This window comes from Streptomyces sp. NPDC039736 (assembly GCF_055596485.1).
This window is the reverse complement of sequence record NZ_JBVIUQ010000001.1, coordinates 679063-704293: the sequence shown is the minus strand read 5'-3', so window position 1 is coordinate 704293 and position 25231 is coordinate 679063. Positions and strand designations below refer to the sequence as shown.

15 protein-coding genes and 3 pseudogenes are annotated in these 25231 nt (G+C 68.9%); 7 read left to right on the top strand and 11 right to left on the bottom strand.

What is annotated here, in order from left to right; genetic code table 11:
- Window positions 1-112: 112 nt before the first annotated feature.
- Complete coding sequence (locus ACZ56L_RS02970) at window positions 113-616, top strand: NUDIX hydrolase (RefSeq protein WP_345218334.1); 504 nt, start codon at window positions 113-115, stop codon at window positions 614-616.
- Between the two features lie 8 nt (window positions 617-624).
- Here ACZ56L_RS02970 and ACZ56L_RS02965 read toward each other — a convergent pair whose 3' ends face one another.
- Window positions 625-1965, bottom strand: coding sequence for an MFS transporter (locus tag ACZ56L_RS02965; protein WP_471060870.1), 1341 nt, complete (start codon window positions 1963-1965; stop codon window positions 625-627).
- Between the two features lie 170 nt (window positions 1966-2135).
- Between ACZ56L_RS02965 and ACZ56L_RS02960 the strand changes: the two genes are divergently transcribed.
- Window positions 2136-3164 (top strand): transcriptional regulator, encoded by a 1029-nt coding sequence (locus tag ACZ56L_RS02960; RefSeq protein WP_471060867.1) that lies wholly within the window; start codon window positions 2136-2138, stop codon window positions 3162-3164.
- Between the two features lie 32 nt (window positions 3165-3196).
- Window positions 3197-3916, top strand: a complete 720-nt coding sequence (locus tag ACZ56L_RS02955; RefSeq protein WP_471060864.1) for a Sir2 family NAD-dependent protein deacetylase — start codon at window positions 3197-3199, stop codon at window positions 3914-3916.
- On the opposite strand, the gene ACZ56L_RS02950 is transcribed toward ACZ56L_RS02955, so the two are convergent.
- The 4 genes from ACZ56L_RS02950 to ACZ56L_RS02935 all read right to left on the bottom strand — a co-directional run bounded on the left by ACZ56L_RS02950 (window position 3913) and on the right by ACZ56L_RS02935 (window position 7517).
- A complete protein-coding gene (locus tag ACZ56L_RS02950; RefSeq protein ID WP_471060861.1) occupies window positions 3913-4413 on the bottom strand; it encodes a methylated-DNA--[protein]-cysteine S-methyltransferase in 501 nt (166 codons plus the stop codon). The two genes, ACZ56L_RS02955 and ACZ56L_RS02950, sit on opposite strands and share 4 nt — an antisense overlap.
- Window positions 4414-4419: 6 nt before the next feature.
- Window positions 4420-5901, bottom strand: a complete 1482-nt coding sequence (locus tag ACZ56L_RS02945) for an AlkA N-terminal domain-containing protein (RefSeq protein WP_401759729.1) — start codon at window positions 5899-5901, stop codon at window positions 4420-4422.
- Between the two features lie 100 nt (window positions 5902-6001).
- Window positions 6002-6553 (bottom strand): O-acetyl-ADP-ribose deacetylase, encoded by a 552-nt coding sequence (locus ACZ56L_RS02940; RefSeq protein ID WP_401759000.1) that lies wholly within the window; start codon window positions 6551-6553, stop codon window positions 6002-6004.
- A 148-nt stretch (window positions 6554-6701) separates the two neighbouring features.
- Entirely contained in the window at window positions 6702-7517 is an 816-nt protein-coding gene (locus ACZ56L_RS02935; protein WP_471060857.1) for an inositol monophosphatase family protein, read from the bottom strand.
- Between the two features lie 153 nt (window positions 7518-7670).
- On the opposite strand from ACZ56L_RS02935, the gene ACZ56L_RS02930 reads away from it, so the two are divergent.
- Entirely contained in the window at window positions 7671-8741 is a 1071-nt protein-coding gene (locus ACZ56L_RS02930; RefSeq protein WP_471060854.1) for a lipoate--protein ligase family protein, read from the top strand.
- A gap of 693 nt (window positions 8742-9434) precedes the next feature.
- Here the strand turns inward: ACZ56L_RS02930 and ACZ56L_RS02925 are convergent.
- The gene (locus ACZ56L_RS02925; protein ID WP_471060849.1) at window positions 9435-9773 is read right to left on the bottom strand and encodes an MmpS family transport accessory protein; all 339 of its coding nucleotides are present in this window, start codon (window positions 9771-9773) and stop codon (window positions 9435-9437) included.
- Between the two features lie 437 nt (window positions 9774-10210).
- On the opposite strand from ACZ56L_RS02925, the gene ACZ56L_RS02920 reads away from it, so the two are divergent.
- Complete coding sequence (locus ACZ56L_RS02920) at window positions 10211-18838, top strand: DNRLRE domain-containing protein (RefSeq protein ID WP_471060846.1); 8628 nt, start codon at window positions 10211-10213, stop codon at window positions 18836-18838.
- Here ACZ56L_RS02920 and ACZ56L_RS02915 read toward each other — a convergent pair.
- The 3 genes and pseudogenes from ACZ56L_RS02915 to ACZ56L_RS02905 form a co-directional block, all read right to left on the bottom strand.
- Window positions 18828-19088, bottom strand: a complete 261-nt coding sequence (locus ACZ56L_RS02915; protein WP_471060844.1) for a hypothetical protein — start codon at window positions 19086-19088, stop codon at window positions 18828-18830. The two genes, ACZ56L_RS02920 and ACZ56L_RS02915, sit on opposite strands and share 11 nt — an antisense overlap.
- Before the next feature lie 368 nt (window positions 19089-19456).
- Window positions 19457-21142 carry an ISAzo13 family transposase gene (locus tag ACZ56L_RS02910; RefSeq protein WP_471060842.1) on the bottom strand — a complete coding sequence of 562 codons (1686 nt, stop codon included), beginning with the start codon at window positions 21140-21142 and terminating at the stop codon, window positions 19457-19459.
- Between the two features lie 112 nt (window positions 21143-21254).
- Window positions 21255-22170: pseudogene (locus ACZ56L_RS02905) on the bottom strand (transposase).
- Window positions 22171-22633: 463 nt separating this feature from the next.
- On the opposite strand from ACZ56L_RS02905, the gene ACZ56L_RS02900 reads away from it, so the two are divergent.
- The gene (locus tag ACZ56L_RS02900; protein ID WP_471060839.1) at window positions 22634-23305 is read left to right on the top strand and encodes a hypothetical protein; all 672 of its coding nucleotides are present in this window, start codon (window positions 22634-22636) and stop codon (window positions 23303-23305) included.
- Window positions 23306-23554: 249 nt separating this feature from the next.
- On the opposite strand, the pseudogene ACZ56L_RS02895 reads toward ACZ56L_RS02900, so the two are convergent.
- Window positions 23555-23969: pseudogene (locus tag ACZ56L_RS02895) on the bottom strand (transposase family protein); the annotation flags it as partial.
- Window positions 23970-23975: 6 nt separating this feature from the next.
- Here ACZ56L_RS02895 and ACZ56L_RS02890 point away from each other — a divergent pair.
- Window positions 23976-24266 (top strand): annotated as a pseudogene (locus ACZ56L_RS02890) (lipoate--protein ligase family protein); the annotation flags it as partial.
- A gap of 106 nt (window positions 24267-24372) precedes the next feature.
- Here ACZ56L_RS02890 and ACZ56L_RS02885 read toward each other — a convergent pair.
- Entirely contained in the window at window positions 24373-25170 is a 798-nt protein-coding gene (locus ACZ56L_RS02885) for a nucleotidyltransferase domain-containing protein (protein WP_471061671.1), read from the bottom strand.
- Window positions 25171-25231: the final 61 nt, after the last annotated feature.

Here is a 25231-nt window from a genome sequence, read left to right as displayed (position 1 = left end):
GGCGTCGCGTGCCGCGCCCCTTCCGCGTGTCCGACGGGCGGGGTGCTCCGCCCGGCCGCCGCCCGCGCGGACGTACTACCGGGTGTCGCGGGGCGGTTTGTAGGGTGGCCGGATGACCCAGGAGACCCAGGACTACGCCACGTACATCGCCTCGCTCCCCCGCGTCCTCGCCGCGGCCGCGGTGCTCTTCCGGGACGAGGAGGGCCGGGTGCTCATGGTCGAGCCGAACTACCGGGAGGGATGGGCGCTGCCCGGCGGCACGATCGAGTCGGACGCGGGCGAGACCCCTCGGGAGGGGGCGCGGCGGGAGACGCTGGAGGAGATCGGCCTGGACGTCGAACCGGGGCGGCTGCTCGCCCTCGACTGGGCGTCGGCCCCGAACCGCCCGCCGATCGTGGCCTACCTGTACGACGGCGGGGTCCTGACCGGGGCCCAGTTGGCGGCGATCCGCCTCCAGGAGGCCGAGCTGATCTCCTGGCATCTGGTCCCGGTCGACGAGATCCCGGCCCATGCCCTGAACCACCTCTCCGGCCGCATCCTGGCAGCCCTGGCCGCGCTGGCCGACGGCACGGGCGCGGTGGAGCTGGAGAACGGCCGCAGGGTGCCGCAGACCTGAGCCGCACCTCACCCCGGGCCCGCCTCCCCGGCACGTGCTGCCTCCGAGGCCGACGCCTCCCCCGCGCCGGGCGCGGAAGCCGGCCCCTCGCCCGCGTCCGGCCCGGAGGCCGACACCTCGCCCGCACCGGACGCACCAGACGCACCAGACGCACCAGACGCACCAGACGCACCAGCCCCCGCCTCCCCGGCAGGGGCCCGCCGCACTCCTCGTTCCAGCCCCAGCGTCACCAGCACCGACAGCCCCGCCATCACCCCCATCGCCACCCCCACCGGCACCAACTGGGCCACCGCCCCGGCCAGCGCCGCCCCCACCCCCTGCATCGCCAGCATCGCCGACCCGTGCAGCCCCAGCGCATGCCCGCTCAGCTCGTCCGGCGTCAGCGCCAGCAGCCGCTCCTGGAGCAGCAGCGTCGCCGCGAAGCCGACCGAGGCGACGAACACCACGCCCACCGCCACGCCCAGCGGCGGCCCCAGGAAGAACACCAGGTAGGGCGCCGCGAGCAGCAGCCGCAGCGCCGGCCCGCCCCGCGCCCGCCACCGCGCCGGCACGAACCGTCCCACCAGCGTGTCCCCGACCAGCATGCCGCTCGCCGCGCTCGCGAACAGCAGTCCCGCGCGGTCCGGTTCGTACGGCACGTACAGGGACTCGCATCCCACGATCAGCCCGTTCGGCACGCACAGCATGAGGTACACGTGGCGGCGCGGCTTCGACGACCACAGCACGCCGTTCGTCCGCCAGGTCGCGGTGACCGAGGCCCGCCCCCGCGCCCTGGCCGGCCTGCGGCTCAGGCCGAAGCGCGCGATGCCCGCCGCCGCGAGGTACATTCCCGCCCCCACCAGCAGCGTGACGCGCGGCGACAGCAGCGCCACCAGGAGCCCGCCGGTGGCGAAGCCCAGGATCTGGGTGGCCCCGTTGGACATGTTGAGCACCGAGCGGCCGATCAGGAAGCCGTCCCGGGGCAGGATCTCGTGGAGCATCCCGTACGTCACTCCGCCGCCCAGGGAGGCGAACATCCCCAGCGTGAACAGGACCGCGAAGGAGGCCCCCACCGGCAGCCCGGGTATCGCCTGCACCGCCGTCGCCACCGCGAACAGCAGCCAGAGCCCGGTGAGCGCCGCGCGCGGGGGCACCCGGTCGGCGGCGCTCAACAGCGTGGTGGCGCCCACGAGTTGGGCCAGGGACGGGCCGAACATGGCGAGGGAGGTCAGCAGCGGGGAGCCCGTGGCGGAGTGGACGAGGACGCCGAGGGCCAGACCCGACACGGTCTGCGCCGCCGATCGCACGGAGGCGACCAGGAACAGCGGAGTGAACTCCGGCTGCCGGAGGAGTTCGCGGTAGGTGCGCATGGAAGGAGTCTGAGAGGCCCGTCGCGGCTCTCGTAATGTTTCGCACAGACGCGAAAGGACGGTACGCGGGGAAGCGAAAGGACGCCGCGCAGGCAGGCGAAAGGACGTTTCGCGGAGAACGCGGAGAACGCGGGGAAGCGAAGGGCCGGGAGGAAGGGAAGGGGCCGGGCATGGGCTGGTGGCAGGTCGACGCGGACACGCTCGCGCGCGGACGGTTCGTCGTTTCCCCGCTGTGCGAGACCATTTCGAGCCTGAAGGTGCTCCAGCGGCACGCTCCCGCCGCGCATCCGGGCGCGCGCGCCTGGCTGGCCGAGCACCTGCCCGCCTTCCAGGAACTCGTCCGCGCCGACCCGCTCACCCCGCTCCTGCTCGACGCGGCCTTCCGCCCGCACTGGAACGCCGACTTCATCACCCCGACGCCCGCCGCCGAGGGCGGGCAGAGCTTCGAGGAGGAGCTCGCGGTCCTGCGGGCGACGCCGCCGGAGCAGGTGCGGGACGACCTCACCGTCGCCCTCGGCGGCCCGCCGCCGCCCGCGCTGTGCCGCCCGGACCTCGCGGAGCGTGCCGCCGACCTCGTGGAGTGGGTGTGGCGGCGGACCGTACTTCCGCAGTGGCCGGTGCGCAGGCGGGTGCTGGAGGCGGACGTCGTGGCGCGGACCGCGCAGTTGAGCAGGGGCGGCTGGGCCGCGGCGCTGGAGGACATGCGGCCGGGGCTGCGCTGGCTGGGCGGCGACCGGCTCCAGATCAACACGCACGAGCACGCGCCGCGGGAGACCTCCGGGGCCCGGCTGCTGTTCGTCCCGGTCGGCTTCGACACGAGCTGGGTGTCGTGGGAGGGACGGCACCGGTACGCGGTGGTGTACCCGTGCGCGGGCGCGCTGGCCGAGCCGGACCGGCCGCCCGCCCCCGAGGCGCTGGGCGCCCTGCTGGGGCGGGGCCGCGCCCGCGTCCTGGTGCTCCTGGACGCACCGCGCAGCACCACGCACCTGGTGGCGCTGACGGGACTGCCGCTGGGGTCGGTGGGACGCCACCTGAAGGTGCTGCTCGACGCGCGCCTGGTCCGCCGCCGGCGGGCCGGCCGGTCCGTGCTGTACTACCGGACCGAGTCCGGGGACGTACTGGTCGGCTCGCAGCAGGACGACGCGACGGAGGACCGCGCCCCGGCCGGCACGGGAATCGCGGCGGCGCAATCCCGGTGACACTCCCGGGCGGGCGCGCATAACCTCCGGCCATGACACTCGTGGCGATCTTCAGCGGGGCCGGCATCTCCACCGACTCCGGCATCCCCGACTACCGGGGCCCCGCCGGCCTGTGGCGGCGCGAGCCGGACGCCGAGAAGCTCGTCACGTACCGCCACTACATGGCCGACCCGGAGATCCGCCGCAGGTCGTGGCTGATGCGGCGGGAGCTCGCGGCCCTGGGCGCGGCGCCCAACGCGGCGCACCGGGCGGTGGCCGAGCTGGACCGGCGGGAGGGGTTCGCGGTGCGGGTGATCACGCAGAACGTGGACGGGCTGCACCAGGCGGGCGGCATGCCGGACCGCAAGGTGTTCGAACTGCACGGCACCGCGCGGGCGGTGGAGTGCACCGCGTGCCGCGCGCGGTCGTCGATGGACGAGGCGCTGGAGCGGATCGACGCGGGCGAACCGGACCCGGCGTGCCGGGCGTGCGGCGGAATCCTGAAGGCGGCGACGGTGATGTTCGGGCAGGCCCTGGGCCAGGGGGTGCTGGGCGACGCGACGGCGGTGGCGAAGGCGTGCGAGGTGTTCGTCGCCGTCGGCTCCACGCTCCAGGTGCAGCCCGCCGCGTCGCTGGCCGGGGTGGCGGCGGAGCACGGGGCGCGGCTGATCATCGTGAACGCGGAGCCGACTCCCTACGATCCGCTCGCCGACGAGGTGGTGCGGGAGCCGATCGGGACGGCGCTGCCCGGGCTGCTGGCCGCGCTGGGCTAGAAGAGGGCGGCTTCCGCCGGGACGCCGCCCTCGAAGGCGAGGAGGCGCTGCTTGCGGTCGAGGCCGCCGCCGTATCCGGTGAGGTTTCCGGTGGAGCCGATGACCCGGTGGCAGGGCACGATGATGCCGACCGGGTTCTTGCCGTTGGCGAGTCCGACGGCCCGGGAGGCCCCCGTGTTGCCCATGTGCTGGGCGAGTTGGCCGTACGTCCGGGTCTCTCCGTACGGAATCCGCTGGAGCTGTTCCCACACGGACCGCTGGAACGGGGTGCCGTGGAGGTGCAGCGGGACGGTGAACTCGGTCAGCTCCCCCCGGAAATAGGCGTCGAGCTGCTCGACGACCTCGGGGAACGGTTCGGGGTCCGGGTCGCCGAAGGTCTCCTCGGCGGGGCGGTGGCGCTGGCCGACCATGTAGAGGCCGCACAGGACGCCTTCGGTGGCGACGAGGGTGAGCGGGCCGTACGGGCTGTCGACGACGGTGTGCTGTCTGCGGGACATGGCGGGTCAACTCGCTTCGCGCGGGAGGTGGTTGATGGGGTGGGAGTCGGTCGCCCACAGATACTGGACGGCGTACGCGCGCCAGGGGCGCCAGGCGGCGGCGCGCGCGGTGAGGGCCGCCGGGGTGTGCGGCAGGCCGAGGCCCCGGGCGGCCTTCTTGACGCCGAGGTCGGAGGGGAGGAAGGCGTCCGGGTCGCCGAGGGCGCGCATCGCGATGACCTCGGTGGTCCAGGGGCCGAAGCCGGGGAGGGCGAGGAGCTGGGCGCGGGCGGCGTCCCAGTCGCTGTCGACGCCCAGCCCGATCGAGCCGTCGGCGAGCGCGGCGACGAGGGTGGTGAGCGTGACGCGGCGGCTGCGCGGCAGGGCGAGGGTTTCCGGGTCGAGCCCGGCGAGGGCGGCGGCGGACGGGAAGAGGTGGGTGAGGCCGCCCTCCGGGTCCTGGACCGGGGTGCCGTGCGCGGTGACCAGGCGGGCGGCGTGGGTGCGGGCGGCGGCCGTCGACACCTGCTGGCCGAGGACCGCCCGTACGGCGAGCTCGTCGGTGTCGGTGGTACGGGGCACCCGCCTGCCGGGGGCGCGAGCCACCAGCGGGGCGAGCAGCGGGTCGGCGCTGAGGCGCTCGTCGACGGCGACCGGGTCGGCGTCGAGGTCGAGCAGCCAGCGGCAGCGGCTGATGGCGTGGGTGAGGTCGCGCAGGTCGGTGAGGGAGAGCCGGCAGTCGATGTGGCCGGGGCCCGGGGAGAGGGCCACGATGCCGTGCCCGTACGGGAGCCGGAGGGTGCGCCGGTACGCTCCGTCGCGCCACTCCTCGACGCCGGGGACGGCGGTGGCGGCGAGGTGGCCGAAGAGGTTGTCGGGGTTGAGCGGAGCGCGGAACGGCAGCCGCAGCGCGATCACCCCGGGGGTCTGCGGGCCGCCCTGGCTCCTTCTGCGGCGTTCGCGCAGTTCGCCCGGGGCGAGGCCGAAGACCTCGCGGACGGTGTCGTTGAAGGTCCGCACGGAGGAGAACCCGGCGGCGAAGGCGATGTCGGCCATCGGGAGCGGGGTCGTCTCGATGAGGAGCCTCGCCGTCTGGGCGCGCTGGGCGCGGGCCAGGGCGAGGGGCCCGGCCCCCAGCTCGGCGCGGAGCTGGCGTTCGACCTGCCGGGTGGAGTACCCGAGCCGGGCGGCGAGGCCGGGCACGCCTTCGCGGTCGACGACGCCGTCCCGGATGAGCCGCATGGCGCGGGCGACGGCGTCGGCGCGGGCGTTCCACTCCGGGGAGCCGGGGCTGGTGTCGGGGCGGCACCGCTTGCAGGCCCGAAAGCCGGCCTGCTGACAGGCGGCGGCGCTCGGGTAGAAGGTCATGTTCTGCGGCTTGGGCGGCACGACGGGGCAGCTGGGGCGGCAGTAGATGCGGGTGGTGGTGACGGCCGTGAACACCCAGCCGTCGAAGCGGGCGTCCTTGGACTGCACGGCACGGACGCAGCGGTCGGTGTCGGTGTGCATGGCGCGGATGCCGGCTTCCGGAGTCCCGGCCGGCGCTTCGGTGGGTGTCATGGGTCCAGCATCCGGCACCGGGGGTGCGGCGGCTGGCGGAAATCCGACATCAAGGTGCCGCGGCCAGGGCCTGCTCGAAGTGCCCGAGGGCGGCGTCGTCGAACAGTACGAACCTGATGTCGAGCAGGGGCTCGCGCGCGGCCTCCCGGACGGTGCGCACGGCGGTTCGGGCGCCGTCGGAGAGCGGCCAGCGGTAGACGCCGGTGGAGATGGCCGGGAAGGCGATGCTGCGGGCGCCCAGCTCGCCCGCCAGGCGCAGGGACTCGCGGTAGCAGGAGGCGAGCAGCTCGGTCTGGGCGCGGTCGGCCTCGCCGGTGAGCTGCGGCTGGTGAACGGGGCCGACGGTGTGCACGACGTACTGGGCGTGCAGATTCCCGGCGGTGGTGACCACCGCCCGGCCGGTGGGAAGGCCACCGCCGTAGTGGGAGGCGCGCAGCTTGCGGCAGTCGGCGAGGACGGCGGGCCCGCCGCGGCGGTGGATGGCACCGTCCACGCCACCACCGCCGAGCAGGGTCGAGTTGGCGGCGTTGACGATGACGTCGACGTGCTGGTCGGTGATGTCACCGCGGACGAGGGTGATGGTGGGCACGGGCTGTGTCATGCCCGCATTCTCCCCGCCCGGAACCCGTGAGGGGTACGGGGAGCTGCGCGACCAGCCACAACGTGTCCACACGTCCGCGCGTCCACGCAGGGTTTACGGGAAGGGGCGGGCGGAGGAAAATCCGCCCTGCGCCGGGCGCCGCCCCCCCCTACTCCCCCGCCAACAACCCCCGCACCCGCTCCACCACCTCCGCGTCCCTCCCCGCCGCGAACGGCAACGCGTTCCCTCCCCCGATCCGATACCGCTCCCCCACCCGCGTCCGGTCCGTGCCTCCCGCCTCCTCCACCAGCAGCAGCCCCGCCGCGTGGTCCCACGCCAGCTCCCACGAGAAGGCGACCGCCTCCAACTTCCCCCGGGCGACGGCCAGATACTCCAGCCCCGCCGACCCGCACGGCCGCACCTCCACCCCCGGCACCGCCAGCCGCAGCAGGGCGTGCTTCTCCTCCGGGGTCGTGTAGTCGGGGTTCGAGATCGCGACCCGCACCGGAGCACCGGCCTCCGGCGAGCCGGCGCGCAGGGGCCGCCCGTTCAGGGTCGCGCCCCGGCCCCGTACGGCGACGGCCATCTCGTCCAGCGCGGGGGCGAACGTCCAGGAGGCCTGGAGTTCATCGCCCCTCGCCAGCGCCACCAGCGTGCAGAAGGCCGGGTCCCCGGCCACGAACTGGCGCGTGCCGTCGACCGGGTCGACGATCCACACCGGGGCGTCGCCCCGTATCGCCTCGTAGACCGCCGGGTCCGCGTGGACGGCCTCCTCCCCGACCACCACCGACCCGGGCAACAGCCGGGTCAGGGCCGCCGTGAGGTGCTCCTCCGCCCCCCGGTCCGCGACCGTGACCAGGTCGTACGGCCCCTTCTTCTCCACCACCTCGTGCGCGGCGAGCTGCCGGAAGCGCGGCATGATCTCGGCTGCGGCCGCCTCCCGGACGGCCGCCTCCACTGCGTCGACAAGCTGTTCATCGATCATGCCTCCAGCAAAGCACGCCCCTCTGACAACTGATCCAAAAGCGGAGGAATGCCCGGACCCGGGATAGCGTTGTCGCAGGCCAGAGCCAGAACAGCAAGAACAGCCGGGAAGCCGTGAGGGGCGTGCCGGGCGGAGCAGCGGAGGCGGCAGACAGTGCACGGTGAGTACAAGGTTCCCGGCGGCAAGCTCGTCGTCGTCGACCTCGACACGGAGGCGGACGGACGCGGCGGCGAGGTGCTGCGCAATGTGCGGGTCGCCGGTGACTTCTTCCTGGAACCCGACGAGGCGATCGTCGCCATCAACGGCGCGCTGGAGGGGACGCCGGCGGACACGGACGCCGCCGGTCTTGCCGCTCGCATCGAGGCGTCGCTGCCCGAGGGGACGGTGATGTTCGGCCTCAGCTCCGAGGGCGTCGCCGTCGCGGTGCGCCGCGCCCTCGCGCACGCCACGGACTGGACCGACTACGACTGGCAGCTCATCCACGAGGCCCCGCAGTCGCCCGCCCTGCACATGGCGCTCGACGAGGTCGTCACCGCCGAGGTGGCCGCCGGCCGCCGCCCGCCGACGCTGCGCGTCTGGGAGTGGGCCGCGCCCGCCGTGGTCATCGGCAGCTTCCAGTCGCTGCGCAACGAGGTCGACCCGGAGGGGGCCGAGCGGCACGGCATCCAGGTGGTGCGCCGGATCAGCGGCGGCGGCGCGATGTTCATCGAGCCGGGCAACACGATCACGTACTCCCTGTCCGTCCCCAGCGCCCTGGTCCAGGGCCTGTCCTTCGCGGACAGCTATGCCTACCTGGACGACTGGGTGCTCGGCGCACTCGCCGACATGGGCGTCAAGGCCTGGTACCAGCCGCTGAACGACATCGCCACGGACGCCGGGAAGATCGCGGGCGCGGCCCAGAAGCGGATGGTCGCCGACGAGGGCGCGGTGCTGCACCACGTGACGATGGCGTACGACATCGACGCGGACAAGATGATGGAGGTGCTGCGGATCGGCAAGGAGAAGCTGTCCGACAAGGGCACCAGGAGCGCCAAGAAGCGGGTGGACCCGCTGCGGCGGCAGACCGGGCTGGCGCGGGAGGCGGTCATCGAGCGGATGATCGCCTCGTTCCGGGGGCGGTACGGACTCGCCCGGAGCAACGTCACGGACGAAGAGATGGCCCGCGCCCACGAACTGGTGGCAACGAAATTCAGCACGGAGGCATGGACCGCCCGCGTCCCTTAAATGCGGCGGCTTCGCCTCGAAGTCACGCACGGGGCGCCTGCACTGCAGGCATGCCCAGGCAGTACTCGGTCAGGCCTGAGGCCCGCCAGGCATGCGCGTACGTTCGCGGAGGACCGGTGGTGGAGCGACGAGGAACCGATGTGCCAGTGACAGGCCGGAGGCGGGTGCCGTCCAGGATCCGCAACCGTTCCGCCGCATCGGCAGGACTGGCTACGGCTCCAGTGCGAGCAGCGGGCCGAACCACCGGATCACCCGGCACACGGTCGAGAACGAAATCCTGAAAGCGGTGCCAGTTGCCGCATGACCAGCTTCGTGCGGTAGTACACGACCACCGCCGGACCCGGTTCGTCGAACAGAAGGCTTTACAGGCGGCCCCGGAACATGCCCCCCCGGACGCGGACTGCCCTGCGCATCTGGCCGATCTGCTCCAGTCACAGCCTGGTGAGCGTCTCCGCCCACAACGCCTGAGCTCTCAACACCTCCGCCTTACCCGAAAATGATCCAGCTCACGGCCGTGCACAGCACACCGCAGACCTCAGGCCGCAGAAAGCGGCAGTCACGCACGTACGCCGAGGCAGACAGCGGATTCGACAATAGTTGCAGCCACCCGACCGCACCGCAGGACCACTATGCGGTGTAGCGGGGGAATTCGTGAAAAAGCACTGCCTCGGCCGGGAATTAAAGACTGCCCTTTCAGGCCTCTTGAGCCGGCAGGGAGGTCGTACAGGTTGTCCGCCCGTACATGCCCGTGGCTGTCGCGCGTTGCTTGTGTTCGCCGCGAACGGCCAGAGCGCAGGTGGCCTCGCCCCCCTGCCGCGACAGTTGCACCTTGACTGACGGTTCTTGGCCGAGAGGTACCTGGACTGTCTTCTTCCAGGGAAGGTGCACGGCCTTCTCCGTGGTGGCGGCGCCCTGCTCGCTGGTGGCGAGGTAGGTGATGTCGACGGTGCCGGTGCCTGTGACGGAGTAGGTGACCGCAGCGGTGGGGGCCGGCGGTTTGGCCGACGTGTTCGGGCTGGTCAGGGTGTACACGCCGTATGCCGCAGCGACAGCTACGAGGAGTGCGGCTGCCCCTGCGAGAAGCCGGGGCCGACGGCGCGATGCGGGGAGTTTGCCGGGATTCGAGGAGCCGGCAGGCTCGGCGGGACCCTCGGCGGATCTGGGCTCGGCTACGGGTGCGGGCATGGGTGAGCCTCCTGTCGTCGGGGATACGCCGGGCAGTTCTACAGCAGGTGCACCGCGTGCGCCAGCCCTTGGCTTGAAAGGGCTGCAAGGGCTTCTCGAATTCCATGGAATACCCGGATGTAGACGCAAGTTACCGACATTCACGGCCCGTTGACGGTGTGACAGGAACATGCCTAGGTTTTCACTTCTTCATCACTGACGGGGAAATTCCCCGCCAGTGCATAGACCTGCCTGAATTCGGCCGCATCGGTGATTTCTGGCCAGGTGAGAGGAAGTTGAAGCAAGTGAGGACTCGGCACCGAAGATTCACCGCCGCCCTCGTCGTCTCGGCCGTGCTGGGCACTGCGTTACCGCAGATCGCCTACGCGGCACCCGTTCCCGGGGGCGGTGACGACGGAGACGGCAAGAGCATCGCGGACACCGTTTCCGGGTGGTTCGGCGGAGACGGCGACAAGGACGACAAGCCGCCGACGGGCGGCAAGCTGGAGGTCCCCAGCCGGGAGCGCCTCCCGCAGGGCAAGGACGCCCCGCCGGCTAAGCGCGTCAAGGAGCTGACCGGCGAGCGCACTTCCAGCGCCCGCTTCTGGCAGCTCTCCGACGGCCGTGTCGAGGCGGAGCTGTCCGCATTCCCGACCTCCTACCGTCAGGGTTCGGCCTGGAAGCCGATTGACACGGCGGTGCGCGCCTCCGGGCAGGCACTTGCCAACACTACGAACACCGCCAGCAGCCACTTCGGTCGCACGGCGGAGGAACTGCTGCGGTACGAGGTCGGGGGCGGCCGGTCGGTCAGCCTGGGCCTGGACGGCGCGTCCGGCGCGCTGACGCCGGCGGTCAAGGGCGACACGGTCACGTACAAGGACCCGAAGTCCGGTGCTGACCTGGTCTACCAGGTCGGTGCGGGTCAGGTGAAGGAGAACATCGTCCTGGCGAAGAAGCCGGACGCGCCGCTCTCGTTCATCTTCCGCCTGAGCACGGCCGGGCTCACCCCGAAGGCCCGCAAGGACGGGTCGATCGCGTTCTTCGGGGAGACGTCGAAGCATCCGGCGCTGGTGATTCCGGCTCCGTTCATGACGGACTCCAAGAAGTCGGAGACCTCCGCGTACGGGCAGGTCAGCAGCGATAAAGTCACGCAGAAGCTGGTCCGTGACGGCAAGGGCTGGAAGCTGACCGTCACTCCGGACGCCACGTGGCTCGCGGACCCGGCCCGCCAGTACCCCGTGACCGTCGACCCGACCCTTACGGTTGCTCCGCTTCCGGGCCAGTCGCAGGACACGATGGTCCTGTCCGACACCCCGGCGGAGAATTTCGGGACCTCCTGGAAGATGTCGGTGGGCCGGACCGGCGCGGGCGTGGCCCGCTCGCTCCTGAAGTTCCCGCTGGACCAGATCCCGGCCAAGGCAAAGATCGACTCAGCGCGTCTGGGCCTGTACTTCGACCAAGTGCACGCCTCCAACGCCTATGACGTGCCGCTGGCCGCCCACCGGGCAACCGGTGCGTGGGACGAGTCGACGGCGACCTGGACGAACACGAACGCCCTGGTGGGCGAAGTGTCCGGTACATCCGTGCAGACCGCCCCTGGTACGGCGGGCAGCACCGCCGCCGTCGGTGAGTGGCCGAAGGAGCAGGACGCCCAGAGCGGCGACTTCGCGTACAACCGCAACGCGGCCAAGGGCGAGTCGTACACCTGGCAACCGCAGGTCCCCGAGTCCGGTACGTACCGGGTCGAGGCCCGCGTCCCCGGTACGGACCTGGACGAGGCGGCCACCGCAGCCCCCTACACCGTCACCGGCAGCAAGGGCAGCACCAAGACCACGGTCGACCAGAGCGATGCCAAGCCCGGCGAGTGGAAGTCCCTCGGCAGCCCAGTGGACTTCGCGCGCGGCAACGCGGGCAAGGTGACTCTGGCCGGCAGCGGTGACGAGGACGAGCGCACGCTCGTCGGTGATGTCCGCCTGGTCGCCGATGCCCAGGTCGTGAAGACCAAGGGCCAGCGCAGCGCGTGGCACCGCTTCCCGGTGAAGGACACCGTGCAGAAGTGGGTCGACGGCGCCGCCGCCAACCACGGCTTCGTCGTCAAGGCGGTCGACGAGTCGGCCACAGGTCCGCTCGGCGGGCCGCGCTACGAGTCGGCGGACGGCAACTACGACGGCGAGACCGCGAACTTCCCCCGCCTGACCGTCACCTACGGCGCGGTGGGCACGGAGCTGCGTGAGCCGACCGTCGTCTACGGCAACGGCCCCGAGTTGTCCTGGGCCGCGTACACCAACACCACCGGCGATGCGGCGAACGACCTGGTCGAGTACCAGATCCACCGCTCCGCGACCCCCGGCTTCACGGTGGGCCCGGACACTTTGGTCGCCCCGGTGGCGAAGGGCGAGACGTCGTACAAGGACATCTCCGCAGCCCCGACCCCGGCGACCAGTGCGAACGAGATCGGGCGCACGCACTACTACCAGATCGCGGTGAAGACCAAGGGCGGCCAGCTCCTGGGCTCGCCGGTGCGGGACGTCGGCGTGCCGAAGGCCGGCCGGACTTTGCGCGTCCTGCCTGCCGCGGGCGACACCACGCTGTCGTCGTCGAAGCCGGACGCCAACCTGGACAAGCTGCCCGCCGACGGCGCGGACCAGTCCTGGCTGAGCGTCGGCAACAACTCCGACACCCATGGAACGACCCGCAGCGCGTTCAAGTTCCCGACCGATTCCATCCCCGACACCGCGACTGTGTTGCAGTCGCAGGTCCAGCTCTGGGGTGCGGAGACGACGACCGGCACCAAGGGCGCCACCTACGAACTCGCCCCGCTTACTGCGGACTTCGCGGAGACGGCCGCTACCTGGAACAAGGCGGACGCCACCACTCCTTGGGCCAAGCCCGGCGGTGACTTCGGTCCGGCGGTCTCCGACTCGGTGGGCGGGATCACCAGCGAGGTCGGCCGCCACACCTGGGACGCCACGTCGCTGACCCAGAAGTGGGTCGAGAAGCCGGCCGAGAACAAGGGCGCGGTGATCAAGCTCAACAACGAGGCTGCCACCGCCCCGCAGGAACGCACCATGTTCCTCTCCGGCGAAGCGGCCGAGGAGCGCCTGCGCCCCCAGCTCCGCGTCATCTACGTGGACTCCACGCCGTGGAACACGTACTACGCGCCGCACACCCCGCAGCGCATGACCGAGGACAACACCTACCCGGTCGACGTCACCCTCACCAACACCAGCGACAGCGCCTGGCCCGCCGGTGAGCGGAAGCTGTCCTACCGCTGGGCGCTGCCGGACGGCACCGAGCTGACCGACACCCCCACCCTGAACCTGCGCACCGACATCCCCGCCCTGCTACCGGGCGAGGAAGCGATCGTCAAGGCGACGGTCAAGTCCCCTCCCGTGGAGGGCAACCGGCGTGAGGGCCACTCCCTGATCTGGGACGTCTTCAACGCCAAGACGTCCACGTGGCTCTCCAAGACCGACAGTATCGGCGGTCTGGAGCAGCCGGTAGCCGTCGAGGACCCGACCGCGGACCGCCTGGGCATGGAGAAGTACCACTCCTACACCGGCAAGAACACCGGCGCGGGCTCCACCTTCATGTCCAACCTGGGCTCCGGCAACGGCGTGTGGTCCTACAACGCCTTCAACAACCCCGGCCGCGGCCTCAACACCTTCGTCCGCCTGTCCTACAACGCCCAGGACACCTCCAACACCCAGCTCGGCAACGGCTGGTCCGCGCAGGCGGCCGGTCCGATGCGCCTGGGCACGATGCTGGACTTCCATCCGGACAGCGCGCCGGGCGAGGTCTACATCACCGACGGCGACGGCACCCAGCACATCTTCAAGAAGCAGAGCGACGGCACCTGGCGCTCCTCGGCCGGCTACCACTACCTCCTCAAGCCGAAGGCCGGTGTGACCTGCACCGACGGTATGGACGAGGTGACGGACGCCTGGACGATGACCCGCCCGGACGGTACCCGCTTCCTGATCGACTGCGACGGCTACCTGCGTTCCGTGGTCAACAAGAACGGCAACACCCAGACCTACGTCTACGAGGTCCGCGACTCCGGCAACCGCTGGATCAAGTTCCTCAAGGAGATCAAGGACCCGGCCGGCCGCACCTCCCTGAAGCTGGACTACTGGCTGCCGGGTGACAAGACGTACGAGTACATCGAGTCCAACGGCGAGATCGCCGGGTCCGGGGACCTCTGGGACCCGAAGATCTACGACCGGGTGAAGTCGATGACCGACATCTCCGGCCGCAAGCTCATCTTCCACTACACCCGCCAGGGCACCCTCGGCCGTCTCACCGACGGCGCGGGCTCGTCGCAGCCGAAGGTCTTCAAGTTCACCTACGACGCAGCTCAGGGCGCCAAGAACGTCAAGCTGGCCAAGGTCACCGACCCGCGCGGCAACGCCACCACGATCGCCTACGACCGTGACCCGGAGTTCCGCTGGTCGACCAAGACGCTCACCGACCGCCTCGGCGGCCCCACCACCTTCGCCTACACCCCGACCGGCAGCGGTCGCACCACCAAGGTCACCGACGCCGAGACCCACTCCTCGACGTACGTCACCGACGGCCTCGACCGCGCCACCACCGTCACCAACGCCAAGTCCCAGACCACCAAGATGACCTGGGACGACGACCACAACGTCACCCTCATCGAGGAGAACAACGGCGCCAAGACGGCGTACTGCTACGACCGCAAGACCGGCTTCCCGATCTGGCAGCGCAGCGCCGAGGACAACAAGGCGGGCGTGCCCACGGCTGAGGAGTGCGCGGGCCCGGGGAAGTTCCCGGCCCACTCGGTCCGCTACGAGTACCAGACCCGGGCCGACGGTTACGCGGCCGATCTCTGGAAGAAGACCTCGGCGGAGAACCGCAGCTGGCAGTTCGGCTACGACTCCTTCGGCAACCTCAAGACGGTCACCGACCCGATGGGCGTCAAGTCCGCCGAGGCCGGCGACTACACCACGAAGTACGACTACGACGGGTACGGCCAACTCACCAAGGCCACGGACGCCAACGGCAACCCGACCCTGACCTCGGACTTCACCCCGGCCGGCTACCCGCGCAAGACCACGGACGCCGAGAATCACGTCACCACCGCCGACTACGACGCACGCGGCCAGGTCCTGTCCGTCGTGGACGCGCTGGGCAAGAAGACCACGCAGACGTACGACACGTACGGGCGTCCGCTGGTCTCCACGGTCCCCAAGGACCAGGCTGCGAACGTCGTCCTGAAGACGATCGCCCCGGACTACGATGCCAACGACAATGTCACGAAGTCCACGGCGATCAACGGCGCGGTGTCGCAGGCCGAGTACGACAAGGCCGACCAGATCGTCTGGGCCACGGCGCCGAAGGACACGGCCACCTCGGCCGAACGCAAGTCGACGTACACCTACGACAAGGTCGGCAACCTGAAGTCGACGACCGAGCCCAAGGGCACGGCGACGGCGACGGCGGGCGACTTCGTCACCACGAACACCTACGACGAGATCTACCAGCTCACCGACGTGACCAACGCGGCCGGTGACAAGGTCAGTTACCTCTACGACGGCGTCGGCAATCCCGTCAAGGTCATCGACCCGAAGAAGAACAAGACCCCCTCGCCGGACGACTTCACCTCCAAAACCGAGTACGACTCCAACCACCGGGTCATCGCGACGACGGACGCGGCGGGCAAGACCAGCCGTCAGGAGTACGACAAGGACTCCCTGCCGGTGGCGTCGATCGACGCCGAGAACAATCGGACCATTCAGCACTTCGACGACCGCGCCAAGCTGGCTTCGGTCGAGACTCCGCACGCCGCAGGCGTGACCCGGGAGACGAAGTTCGGCTACGACCAGGTCGGCAACCGCATCAAGGTCTTCTCCCCGCGCGGCGTCGCCACCACTGATGCGGACGACTTCACCTCGGAGACCACCTACGACGCCCTCAACCGTCCCAAGCGGCAGATCCAGCCGTTCGACCCGAAGGACGGCCGCTACAACCGCAAGGCGTGGACGGAGACGTCCTACGACGCGGTGGGCCGCGTCTCGAAGGTCTCCATGCCGCCCAGTTCCGGTGAGGTCACCCGTAACGACACCCTCTACTCCTACTACGACACCGGCTGGGTGAAGTCGGCCAAGGACCCGTGGGACATCCTCACGGAGTACGACTACGACAACCTCGGCCAACAGACCAAGCGCACGCTGACTTCGGCCGGCGGTTCCTCGTCGCGCACGATGACGTGGGACCACTTCCCCGACGGCAAGCTCAAGTCCCTCAAGGACGGCGGCATCCCGGTCGGCCAGTCGGTCGTCATGGTCAACAGCACCGACCAGCAGAACGTGGCCGCCACCGGCGGCGCCGACTGGAAGCGCACGCTCACCCGCGACTACGTCCACGCACCGGGCACCGGCACGGACGCGTTCCACTGGACGCTGGACATCCCCAAGGACGGCCGGTACGCGGCGTACGTCAAGTACCCGAAGGTCGCCGGTGCCTCCCCGGCCGCGACGTACTCGCTCTCCCACGCCAAGGGTGAGACGAACGTCAAGGTGGACCAGCGCACGAACACCGACGGCTGGGTCAAGATCGGCGACTACGACTTCAAGGAGGGCCAGCAGGCCAACCTGAAGCTCGCCGAATCCGGCGCGGGAACGGTCGCCGCGGACAGCGTCAAGCTCGTCCGCGACAACACGGCCGACGTCGACCAGGAACAGAAGAACTTCACCTACGCCTACGACCTCAACGGCAACCTGACCTCGGTCGACGACCTTTCCACCGGCCGCCGCGTCGACGCGTACACGGTCACCTACAACGGCCAGAACCAGGTCCAGACGGTCACCGAAGGCCTCGCCGGCCAGGAGGTCAAGAAGACCGCCTACACCTACGACGCGAACGGCCAGCCGGAGACCCAGACCCACCCCGACCAGTACTCCAAGTACACCTACGACCTGCGCGAGCTGGTCAAGACGGCGACAGTCGGCAAGTCCCCCACGGACCCGGCGGCGAAGGTCTCCACCTACGACTACACCGACCGGGGCCAGAAGAAGCAGGAGGTCAAGGGCAACAAGAACGTCGTCGACTACGGCTACTACCTCGACGGGGCGCTGAAGTCCCAGACCGAGAAGAAGCCCGACGGCACCCTCATCTCCAGCCACGCCTACGCCTACGACCCCAACGGCAACAAGGCGGAGGACGTCGCCCAGAAGCGCAACGCGGACGACGCGACGAAGCTCCTCTCCTCCACCACCAAGTACACCTACGACCCGGCCGACCGCCTCGCCAAGGCGGACAAGACCGGCAACGGCGCAGGCGTCGAGACGTACGTCCACGACGACAACGCCAACGTCATCTCCCAAACGGTCAAGGGCAAGACGACCACCTTCGGCTACGACCGCAACCGCCTGCTGAAGACCACCGTCGGCACGGCAGTCGCGGACCACATCTACGACCCCTTCGGCCGCCAGGACTCCGTCAAGGCCGGCACCAAGGTCATCGAGAAGAACACCTACGACGGCTTCGATCACGTCGTCAAACACGACAAGGCCGACGCCACCGGTGTTCTGAAGTCCACCACGTACGTCTTCGACCCCCTCGACCGCACCACCTCCAAGACCGAGGCCGGCAAGACGACTCAGTACAACTACCTGGGCATGTCCAGCGAGGTCCTCACCGAGGAAGTCGCCGCCAAGCTCACGGCGTCGTACCAGTACAGCCCGTGGGGCGAACGCCTGTCGCAGATCAAGCATGCGGCGGACGGCAAGACTGACGAGTCGTTCTACGGCTACAACAGCCACACCGACGTCGAAACGCTGACCGGTACGGACGGCAACGCAAAGGCAACGTACGGCTACACCGCGTACGGCTCCGACGACACCGCCGACTTCACCGGCATTGACAAGCCCTCGGCGACCAACCCGACCAAGGACGCGTACAACCCCTACCGCTTCAACTCCAAGCGGTGGGACGCCGCCTCGGGCACCTACGACATGGGCTTCCGGAACTACAGCCCCGGCCTGAATAGATTCACCAGCCGGGACATGTACAACGGTGCACTGGACGACATGGGAATCAGCCGCGACGGACTCACCGGAAACCGGTACGCATTCGCCGGTGGCAACCCCACGAGCTTTGCGGAACTCGATGGTCACAAGCCCATCACCTGTCTTGAGGCCGGCGTCAGGTGCCAGTTGACGGAGACTGGTTGGGACGAAAGGTCGACTCCCACCTCCGGGGGCGCGGACAGCACGCCCGTGAACCTCACCCCCGACTGCTCAAAGTATGCCTACCAAGTGAAGGACGCCTGCGGCGCCTCCGGTGTCATGGAGATGACGCAGGAGCACGTGAATCTGAACAAGACGGGCGGTGGATTCGACACTGCCGGACGTACGTCATGGTCGGACTGGGATGCTGCCCTCTACCTGGTCAAGCAGAAAGATGTATTCGCCTACAAGCGGGAATTCGTCGGCCAGTACAGCGACGTGATCAAGTCGGCAGCGAAAATGTACGATCTCCCTGCCTACCTGGTCGCTGGCACCGTGTATAACGAGGTCGGCGGAGACCCGCCCTCCATAGACGACGGAAAGAACATTCTGACCAATGACCCCAATACGTCCTTCGGTGAAGTGAGCATGCAGGTTGACACGGCAGGAGACCTGCTCGGTTACGGCTCGGGCAATCTGACGAGCTTCCAAAAGGGCAAGGTGATCGAATCGCTCAAGAACCCGGCAGAGAACATATTCCTCGCCGCCCGCTATCTTTCTGTGGCCCGCGACCAAATCGCAGGCACCAAGAGCGGAAACAAGCTGACAGCGCCCGACGTGAAGAACCTGGGCGCCTTCTATAACGGCGGGCCGGGCTACTACGCCACCGATCCTGGTGCTCGTAGTTACGGAAAGGTCATACTGGACAATCGAGGTATGCTGGAGGGGCTCATCCAATGAGCGAACGGCGCTCAACTTCCCTGATGAAGAACTGCGGGGCCGGGTTGCTGTACATTGCAGCAGCATTTCTGCTGTTGTTCAGTTTTGCGGCGACAGTGGAGCTAGATAATCCTTCAGTTTTTCCAGGTAGAAAGGATAACGACGGCGCATACGGCGCACTAATCTGTGTGGCCTTGGCCGGAGTATCCGCAGGAATCGCTTTTGGGGCACTCTCTCGAAGCATCATCTCGAAGGCGGTGTTTGTACTCATCAGCGCATTCTGCATCTACCGGGCCGTCAGCGCCTTGTTCCTCATGTAGGAACGTCCCGGAAGACATCATCGGTCGGGCTGGCCCGAGTCCCACTGTCAGGGACGGCCCAACGCTGAAGCAAGGCTGCAGTGGTTACCCGTCGGGGACTGGCGGATAACCACTGCAGCGGCATTTCGGTATTTCATGCCACCTGGCGGCGCGGCTAGGTTTTCGCGGACAGTGGCAGGTGCCAGATACCAGTCCCCCCACGCGGCAGTCGCCACCCTGCCAGCACACGCTGGAGCACCGAGGAAGGCCCACTGTGACGGCACGACGCAGCCCTGGGGTGGGTGGGGCAAGCCGGAGCCTCCTTAGGGCTCGCAGAGAATCAACATGTTGGTTTGATCTTCGTGGGGCTGCTGTTGGCGAGGAATGCGGTGACATCAGCCGGTGTGCGGAATCTGGCTGTCGAGGGTGGGATGGTGCAGCCGTGCTCGGCCAGAAGTGGCTGGACTTGGTGAACGGCCCTGGTGAGGGTGCTGGTGTTGACTCCGAAGAGCTGGGCGAGGAGGTCGCGGGTGCCGAGTTTGCGCAGGTAGAGCACGGTGGCCAGGGCTCTGTCGGCAGTGGTCAGCTTGTCCTTGGCTCCAGTGCCCCGAGCACGGATGCGTTCGCCTCTTCGCCGCCGGAGCCGTCCCTGCTCACGTAACTCGTGCATTTTTGGGGTCAGTTGGCCGATAAGTTCGTCCAGCGTCAGTTCGGGCATGCCGGTCAGCTCCGGGTTGCGCAGGCACCCGGGGCAGGGCTGCGGAGTGGGGCCGCCAGCCTGCTGTGGGGTCGTGGCTGCGCTGGTGGTGTCGCGAGGCTGGGGATGGAGGGTGTAGTTCCAGTCGCCGTGGAAACGGTGCCGGTGCATGGGCAGGGCGTCGATATCGCTGTCGGTGACCTTGATGCCGGTGTCATAGGTGCCCGGGTCGAGTTCTGCGTAGACCTTCAGGCCGGTGCGGGTGGTGGTCGCCGCGATGCTGTTCACGATGACGTCGTGGCTGGTCAGCGGGCGACCGCGCCAGTTCATGGAGATGTGGGAGAACAGCCGGTGCTCGACCTTGTTCCACTTCGAGGTGCCCGGCGGCATGTGGCAGACCGTGATGCCCAAGCCCGTCTCGGCGGCCAGGGCGGCGAGTTCGGTCTTCCAGGCGCGGGTGCGGTAGCCATTGGACCCGCCCGCGTCCGCGGTGATCAGCAGACGGGTGGCGGCCGGGTAGTCGTGCCGGCCCCGGGCCTGCCACCAGCGGCGGATGGAGGCGACGGCGAACGCGGCGGTGTCGTGATCAGTGCCGACACTGACCCAGCCGGTATTCGCGGCGATGTCATAGATTCCGTAAGGGATGGCCTTGCCCGGCCCCTGCCGGTCCAGGAAGTCGTGCGTCTTGACCAGGACCGGCTCACCGGCCGGCCGCCACTGGCGGCCGGCGTTCTTGTAGTCGCCGACCAGTTCCTTCTTCTTCGTGTCCACGCTGATCACCGGCTGGCCGGCACCCATGTGCCCCTTGGCCCGCTCGTTGATGTAGCGGAACTGGGCATCGCGGTCCGGGTGCTGCCTGCCCTCGAGGGTCTTGGCGCCGGCCTGCAGGCTGAAGCCCTCCCCCCGCAGCAGGTCACCGACCGTGTCCGCGCTCACCCGGTGCCCCTGACCGGTGAGCTCGGCCGCGAGGCTTCTGGTCGACTTCACCGTCCAGCGCAGCGGCGACATCGGATCGCCCCGTTCGTCAGGTTCTACCAGTGCCAGCAGCGCGGGCCGCAGGCCCGGATCAAGATCTGCGGACTTTTTCCGGCCACCGCCCGGCCTGCGTACCCGGCCCAGGGGTTCCTCGCCGGCCTCCAGCTCGTCCACGCCCCTGCGGACCGTTGTCTCGCTGACCTGGGCCGCCCGCGCGACCGCCCGGATACCACCGTGGCCCAGGATCCGGGCCTCGGCTCCCATCATCAGCCGCCGCTGCCGTTCGTCGAGGTGTGGGAACAACACCTGGAACTTCACAGTGAGTTGACTGCGAACCTCGCCGGAGACGCTCATACCACGACAACGAGCCGAACCGCAGGAAGCAACACCTTGATTCTCTGCGAGCCCTTACGAGTTGGTGCGTGATAGCGGGTGAGGCGTGCTGGCCCGTTGGCAGATTGCTGGTTCAGGCTTGAGCAGTGCGGTCGGAGACGAGACCGGCGATGGCGCGGTAGGTATCGGCCAGGCGGTCGCGGCGATGGGTCCAGCGCGTCAGTTGTTTCCAGCGTTGGTGACCGGCGAGGGCGTGTTCGACGGTGATGCGGTCAGAGGAGTGCCCGTGGCGGTCGCGTTCCCACTGTTCGACTCTGCCGGGCAGTGCTCCCGGGCGGGGTTTTCTAAGCGGTGTGATCGCTTGCTCCCGGTGGTCGCGGCTCAGGCCGAGGTAGCCGTCGTCGAGGAGGACCTCGACGTCGGGGAAGTGCTGGAAGCAGACAGCGATGCCTTCCTTGCGGGCGGCCGTGGCGTCGTGCATGCGTCCAGGCCGCAGAGCATCAGTCCGCCATGTGCGGCCCCGCCAGTCGGCGATCACGGTGACTTGCATCGTGTTCTGCTTCTTCTTGCCCGAGACGAACGCACGGCGTCCGTCACGGTTGGCCGGCGGCCTGCGGACCTGGATCCCGGTGGCGTCGAGCCGCAGTTCGACGCCTTCGGCCTGGGCGTAGGCACATACGTCCGTCAGTGTTCGAAGACGCAGACCAGGGCGGTCGGGGGCAGCGCACCCCCGCTCGGCAAGGAGCGCGCGAATCTCTGCGATCGCACGGGTGAGGGTGGAGCGGTCGACGCCGAACAGCAGGCTCAGCACCGAATGTGGCAGGTCGTGCCGCAGATGGATCAGCGTGGCCACCAGCGGGTCGACGAACACCAGCTGGTGGCGGGCGTCGGCACCCGCGGCCCGCTTCCGGGCCCCTCCTCGTGCAGCATGGCGTCGGCCCTTCGAGGCCGGTATGCCACGGCAGAGCCAACACCTCAACCAGGCACGCCAGATGCCGCCGAGAGATTCCCGTGACATGCCGATGCGACAGCACCGTCCGATCGACCACGATCGCCACACCCGGATCATGCCATCCGTCAGGCCCGACGCCTCACCCGCTATCACGCACCAATTCGTAAGCCCCCGCTCTCGGGTCCTCTGGCCAGCACCGAAGACCGGGTGTACGGCAAAGAGAAACCCATTGCCCGTGACCGGGAGGCCCAGGGGCAGATGCACCGGGTGAAGGTCGGCCCATGGATGAAGAACTGGGACAATGCCTACGATCTGCCGTCCCACTGGCTCGGAAACTCCGGCAAATCGCACAGAGTCGACCCAATGAGTATGTTCCGCGATTCAGGGAAGACGTAGCAAAGCAACTGGAAAGGGTCGAGATTGGTAGAAAAGCCGTTTTCGGCTCAGGTTGGCAAAAAACTCGGGCCGGCAAGAGGGACGGGAAATTGAGCCTGGATTGACATTACGCCCTGAACAACTTCCAGTACAGGGGAAGCGGAACCAATTTGCGGAAGCAGGGGATGACCTGCACCGTCCAGGTGCGCAAGCGGTACGACTGGGGCATCCCGAGTGAGAAGCGTAACGACCTGAAACAGAGCTTCTTCTGGGTCGACGTCAATGTACGGCTCGGCAACAATGAAGGGCGGCATGCAGTGACCACACAGTCAGGGCGCCGCGTCGGCCTTGCTGCAGGGCTGACTGCGGCGCTGATGATCTTGACGGCTGGGTGCGGGACCCAAAATGCTCCGGCGGGTGCCAGCTCAGGCGTGACGGGCGATGGCTCCACCGCCCGAGTGAAGACAACCACCATCTCTCCGGAACGTGTCGGAACCCCATCAGCTGCTCTCCTTCGGAAGTACGGCCTATCGCTGCCTGGGGGTGTACATGACTGTCACTACCGCGAGGTCCTTCCTCGAAGTGGTGGCACTCTCTACGTGCGCATGCGCGTTCCTGACTCTGCCGTCCGTCCGTGGCTGACCGCACTAGGCGGCTTCAGTGCGGACCTGACGAAGGGATGGAATCCGATCATTTCCCACGAGATGCGGGAATCAGGTTGGAAAATCCCAACCTCAGGCGCCTTGTTCGGTGCCACGATTCCCATTCCGAAGGATGGTCCAGAAACCAGTAAGAAGGTCGCGGCGGCGGAAAGCGCTGGCGACATCGCTCAGATCTTCTTGGTGGTGAATCTCTAGAGATCCCATGAAAGTGCTACTACACGCCCGGTTGGAACACGTCGGCTGGTAGTGCGGGAGGGCCAGTCACATCAGAGTCTGGTGTGGCGACGGATTATGCAAATGGTCGACTCGCAAGGACCGACAGTGAGACAGACTAGAAGCAAGGGACAACCCTCCTCGTAAATCAGTCGAATTTTCGTAAGGGGTGTTGCACACGACTGTGGGAGGGCGCAGGTAGAACCCATACCAACGGTCTTCTGGTCGTGATGCGAGCGCGAGGTTGTGCATGTGGGCAACGGCTTGGACGGCGTGGTGGAGGCTGTTGCCGTACTGTCGGCAGTCACGGAGGATCTTGTAGTTCTTCGTCCGACCGAACACATGATCCACCTGGGCCCGGACCTGGCGGTGGGCGGCGTTATCCCATCAGCAGGGGTCGACACGGGCGTTTGCGGTGGGGCACGGCCATGTCGCAGTTGAGGTAGGCGCTGTCGCCCAGCACGGTCACGCCCCGGCAGAACCCGACCAGCGCGGAGGCCCGCCATGCGTGCGCGTCCGCAGTGGTACCCGGCACCGGTCGGGTCGCGGCGATGACCAACCGCGTCTCGACATCTACGACGACCTGCACGTTTACCGAGAACCGGTAGTTCCACGAGGAGGCCGCGACACGCCGGTCACGAACCGGGGAGGGCACCACGTGACGATGGCGTACGACATCGACGCGGACAAGATGATGGAAGTGCTGCGGATCGGCAAGGAGAAGCTGTCCGACAAGGGCACCAGGAGCGCCAAGAAGCGGGTGGACCCGCTGCGGCGGCAGACCGGGCTGGCGCGGGAGGCGGTCATCGAGCGGATGATCGCCTCGTTCCGGGGGCGGTACGGGCTGGAGACGGGCGCGGTGTCGGCGCAGGAGATGGCGCGTGCGCAGGAGCTCGCGAAGTCGAAGTTCGGCACGCAGGAGTGGACGGCACGGGTGCCGTAGCAGGTCGCCTGGACCAGCGGCGGGTGAGGCCATGCCCGGGTTCACGGGGACGGGCAACGAACGCCGCGGAGCATGACGGCGTCCGTATGGAGCCCGCCCCCGGCCCTCACCCCTCCAACTTCGCCCGCACCTCCCGCACCAGCTCCGCCGCGTCCCGTACCCCGTCCTCGTCCGGCCGCCGCAGCGCCTCCGCCACCCGTGCCTCCATGTCCCGTGGCGCGCAGGGGAGCTGCGCCGCCGTGCGCAGCGCGCCCTTCTCGTTCACGCACCACACCCGCCCGTGCGCCAGCATCGCCTGCGCCAGCACTCCGAACGCCCTCGACAGGCACAGCGACACGTGCAGCGCGTCGCCGCCCCGTGCCGACTTCCGGGCGTTCGCCACCGAGAAGTCGGCCTCCCAGGCCGCCCCGATCAGCGCCGAGCGCAGCGCCCGCGGGTACTCCGCCGTCGCCGCCCGCAACGTCCCCAGCTCCCCCGAGGGGTCCGCCAGCACCCGGCACAGCGCGACCTCTCCCGCGTACGCCGGCGACCAGAAGCCCAGCGGGTGGCCCGCCTGCACGCCCACCTCGTAGCGGCCCCCGCGGCAGTCCTGCCAGACCCGCTCGACCCGGTCCAGGTCCCGCAGCACCCAGTCGACGGACACGCCGTCCACCTCCAGCCAGGCCCCGCCGTTCACCCACGGACCCCAGCCGCCGGGCCCGGCCACCTCCACGGGCCGGCCCGTGTGATCAGCGGCGAGTCCGGCCAGGCGGGGCACGTCCACCGAGCCCCGGTAGTACACGCCCAAGTCCCAGTCGGAGTCCGGGCGGTGGGCCCCCCGGGCACGGCTTCCACCGAGCGCGACGGCCACGACACCCGGGGTTCCCACGAGCCGTTCCGCCATCTCTGCGACGATCTTGTCCATCCTGTTCACGGGCCGGAACCCTACCCCCGCCGGAGTTGTCGGTGCGCGGGAATACCCTGGG

What these genes read in the sequence shown, in the direction of transcription:
- ACZ56L_RS02970 (WP_345218334.1), top strand. Translation starts at nt 113, where the DNA reads ATGACCCAGGAGACCCAGGACTACGCCACGTACATCGCCTCGCTCCCC.
- ACZ56L_RS02965 (WP_471060870.1), bottom strand. Translation starts at nt 1,965, where the DNA reads ATGCGCACCTACCGCGAACTCCTCCGGCAGCCGGAGTTCACTCCGCTG.
- ACZ56L_RS02960 (WP_471060867.1), top strand. Translation starts at nt 2,136, where the DNA reads ATGGGCTGGTGGCAGGTCGACGCGGACACGCTCGCGCGCGGACGGTTC.
- ACZ56L_RS02955 (WP_471060864.1), top strand. Translation starts at nt 3,197, where the DNA reads ATGACACTCGTGGCGATCTTCAGCGGGGCCGGCATCTCCACCGACTCC.
- ACZ56L_RS02950 (WP_471060861.1), bottom strand. Translation starts at nt 4,413, where the DNA reads ATGTCCCGCAGACAGCACACCGTCGTCGACAGCCCGTACGGCCCGCTC.
- ACZ56L_RS02945 (WP_401759729.1), bottom strand. Translation starts at nt 5,901, where the DNA reads ATGCACACCGACACCGACCGCTGCGTCCGTGCCGTGCAGTCCAAGGAC.
- ACZ56L_RS02940 (WP_401759000.1), bottom strand. Translation starts at nt 6,553, where the DNA reads ATGACACAGCCCGTGCCCACCATCACCCTCGTCCGCGGTGACATCACC.
- ACZ56L_RS02935 (WP_471060857.1), bottom strand. Translation starts at nt 7,517, where the DNA reads ATGATCGATGAACAGCTTGTCGACGCAGTGGAGGCGGCCGTCCGGGAG.
- ACZ56L_RS02915 (WP_471060844.1), bottom strand. Translation starts at nt 19,088, where the DNA reads ATGAGTACAAACACCGCCTTCGAGATGATGCTTCGAGAGAGTGCCCCA.
- ACZ56L_RS02910 (WP_471060842.1), bottom strand. Translation starts at nt 21,142, where the DNA reads ATGAGCGTCTCCGGCGAGGTTCGCAGTCAACTCACTGTGAAGTTCCAG.
- ACZ56L_RS02900 (WP_471060839.1), top strand. Translation starts at nt 22,634, where the DNA reads ATGACCTGCACCGTCCAGGTGCGCAAGCGGTACGACTGGGGCATCCCG.
- ACZ56L_RS02885 (WP_471061671.1), bottom strand. Translation starts at nt 25,170, where the DNA reads ATGGACAAGATCGTCGCAGAGATGGCGGAACGGCTCGTGGGAACCCCG.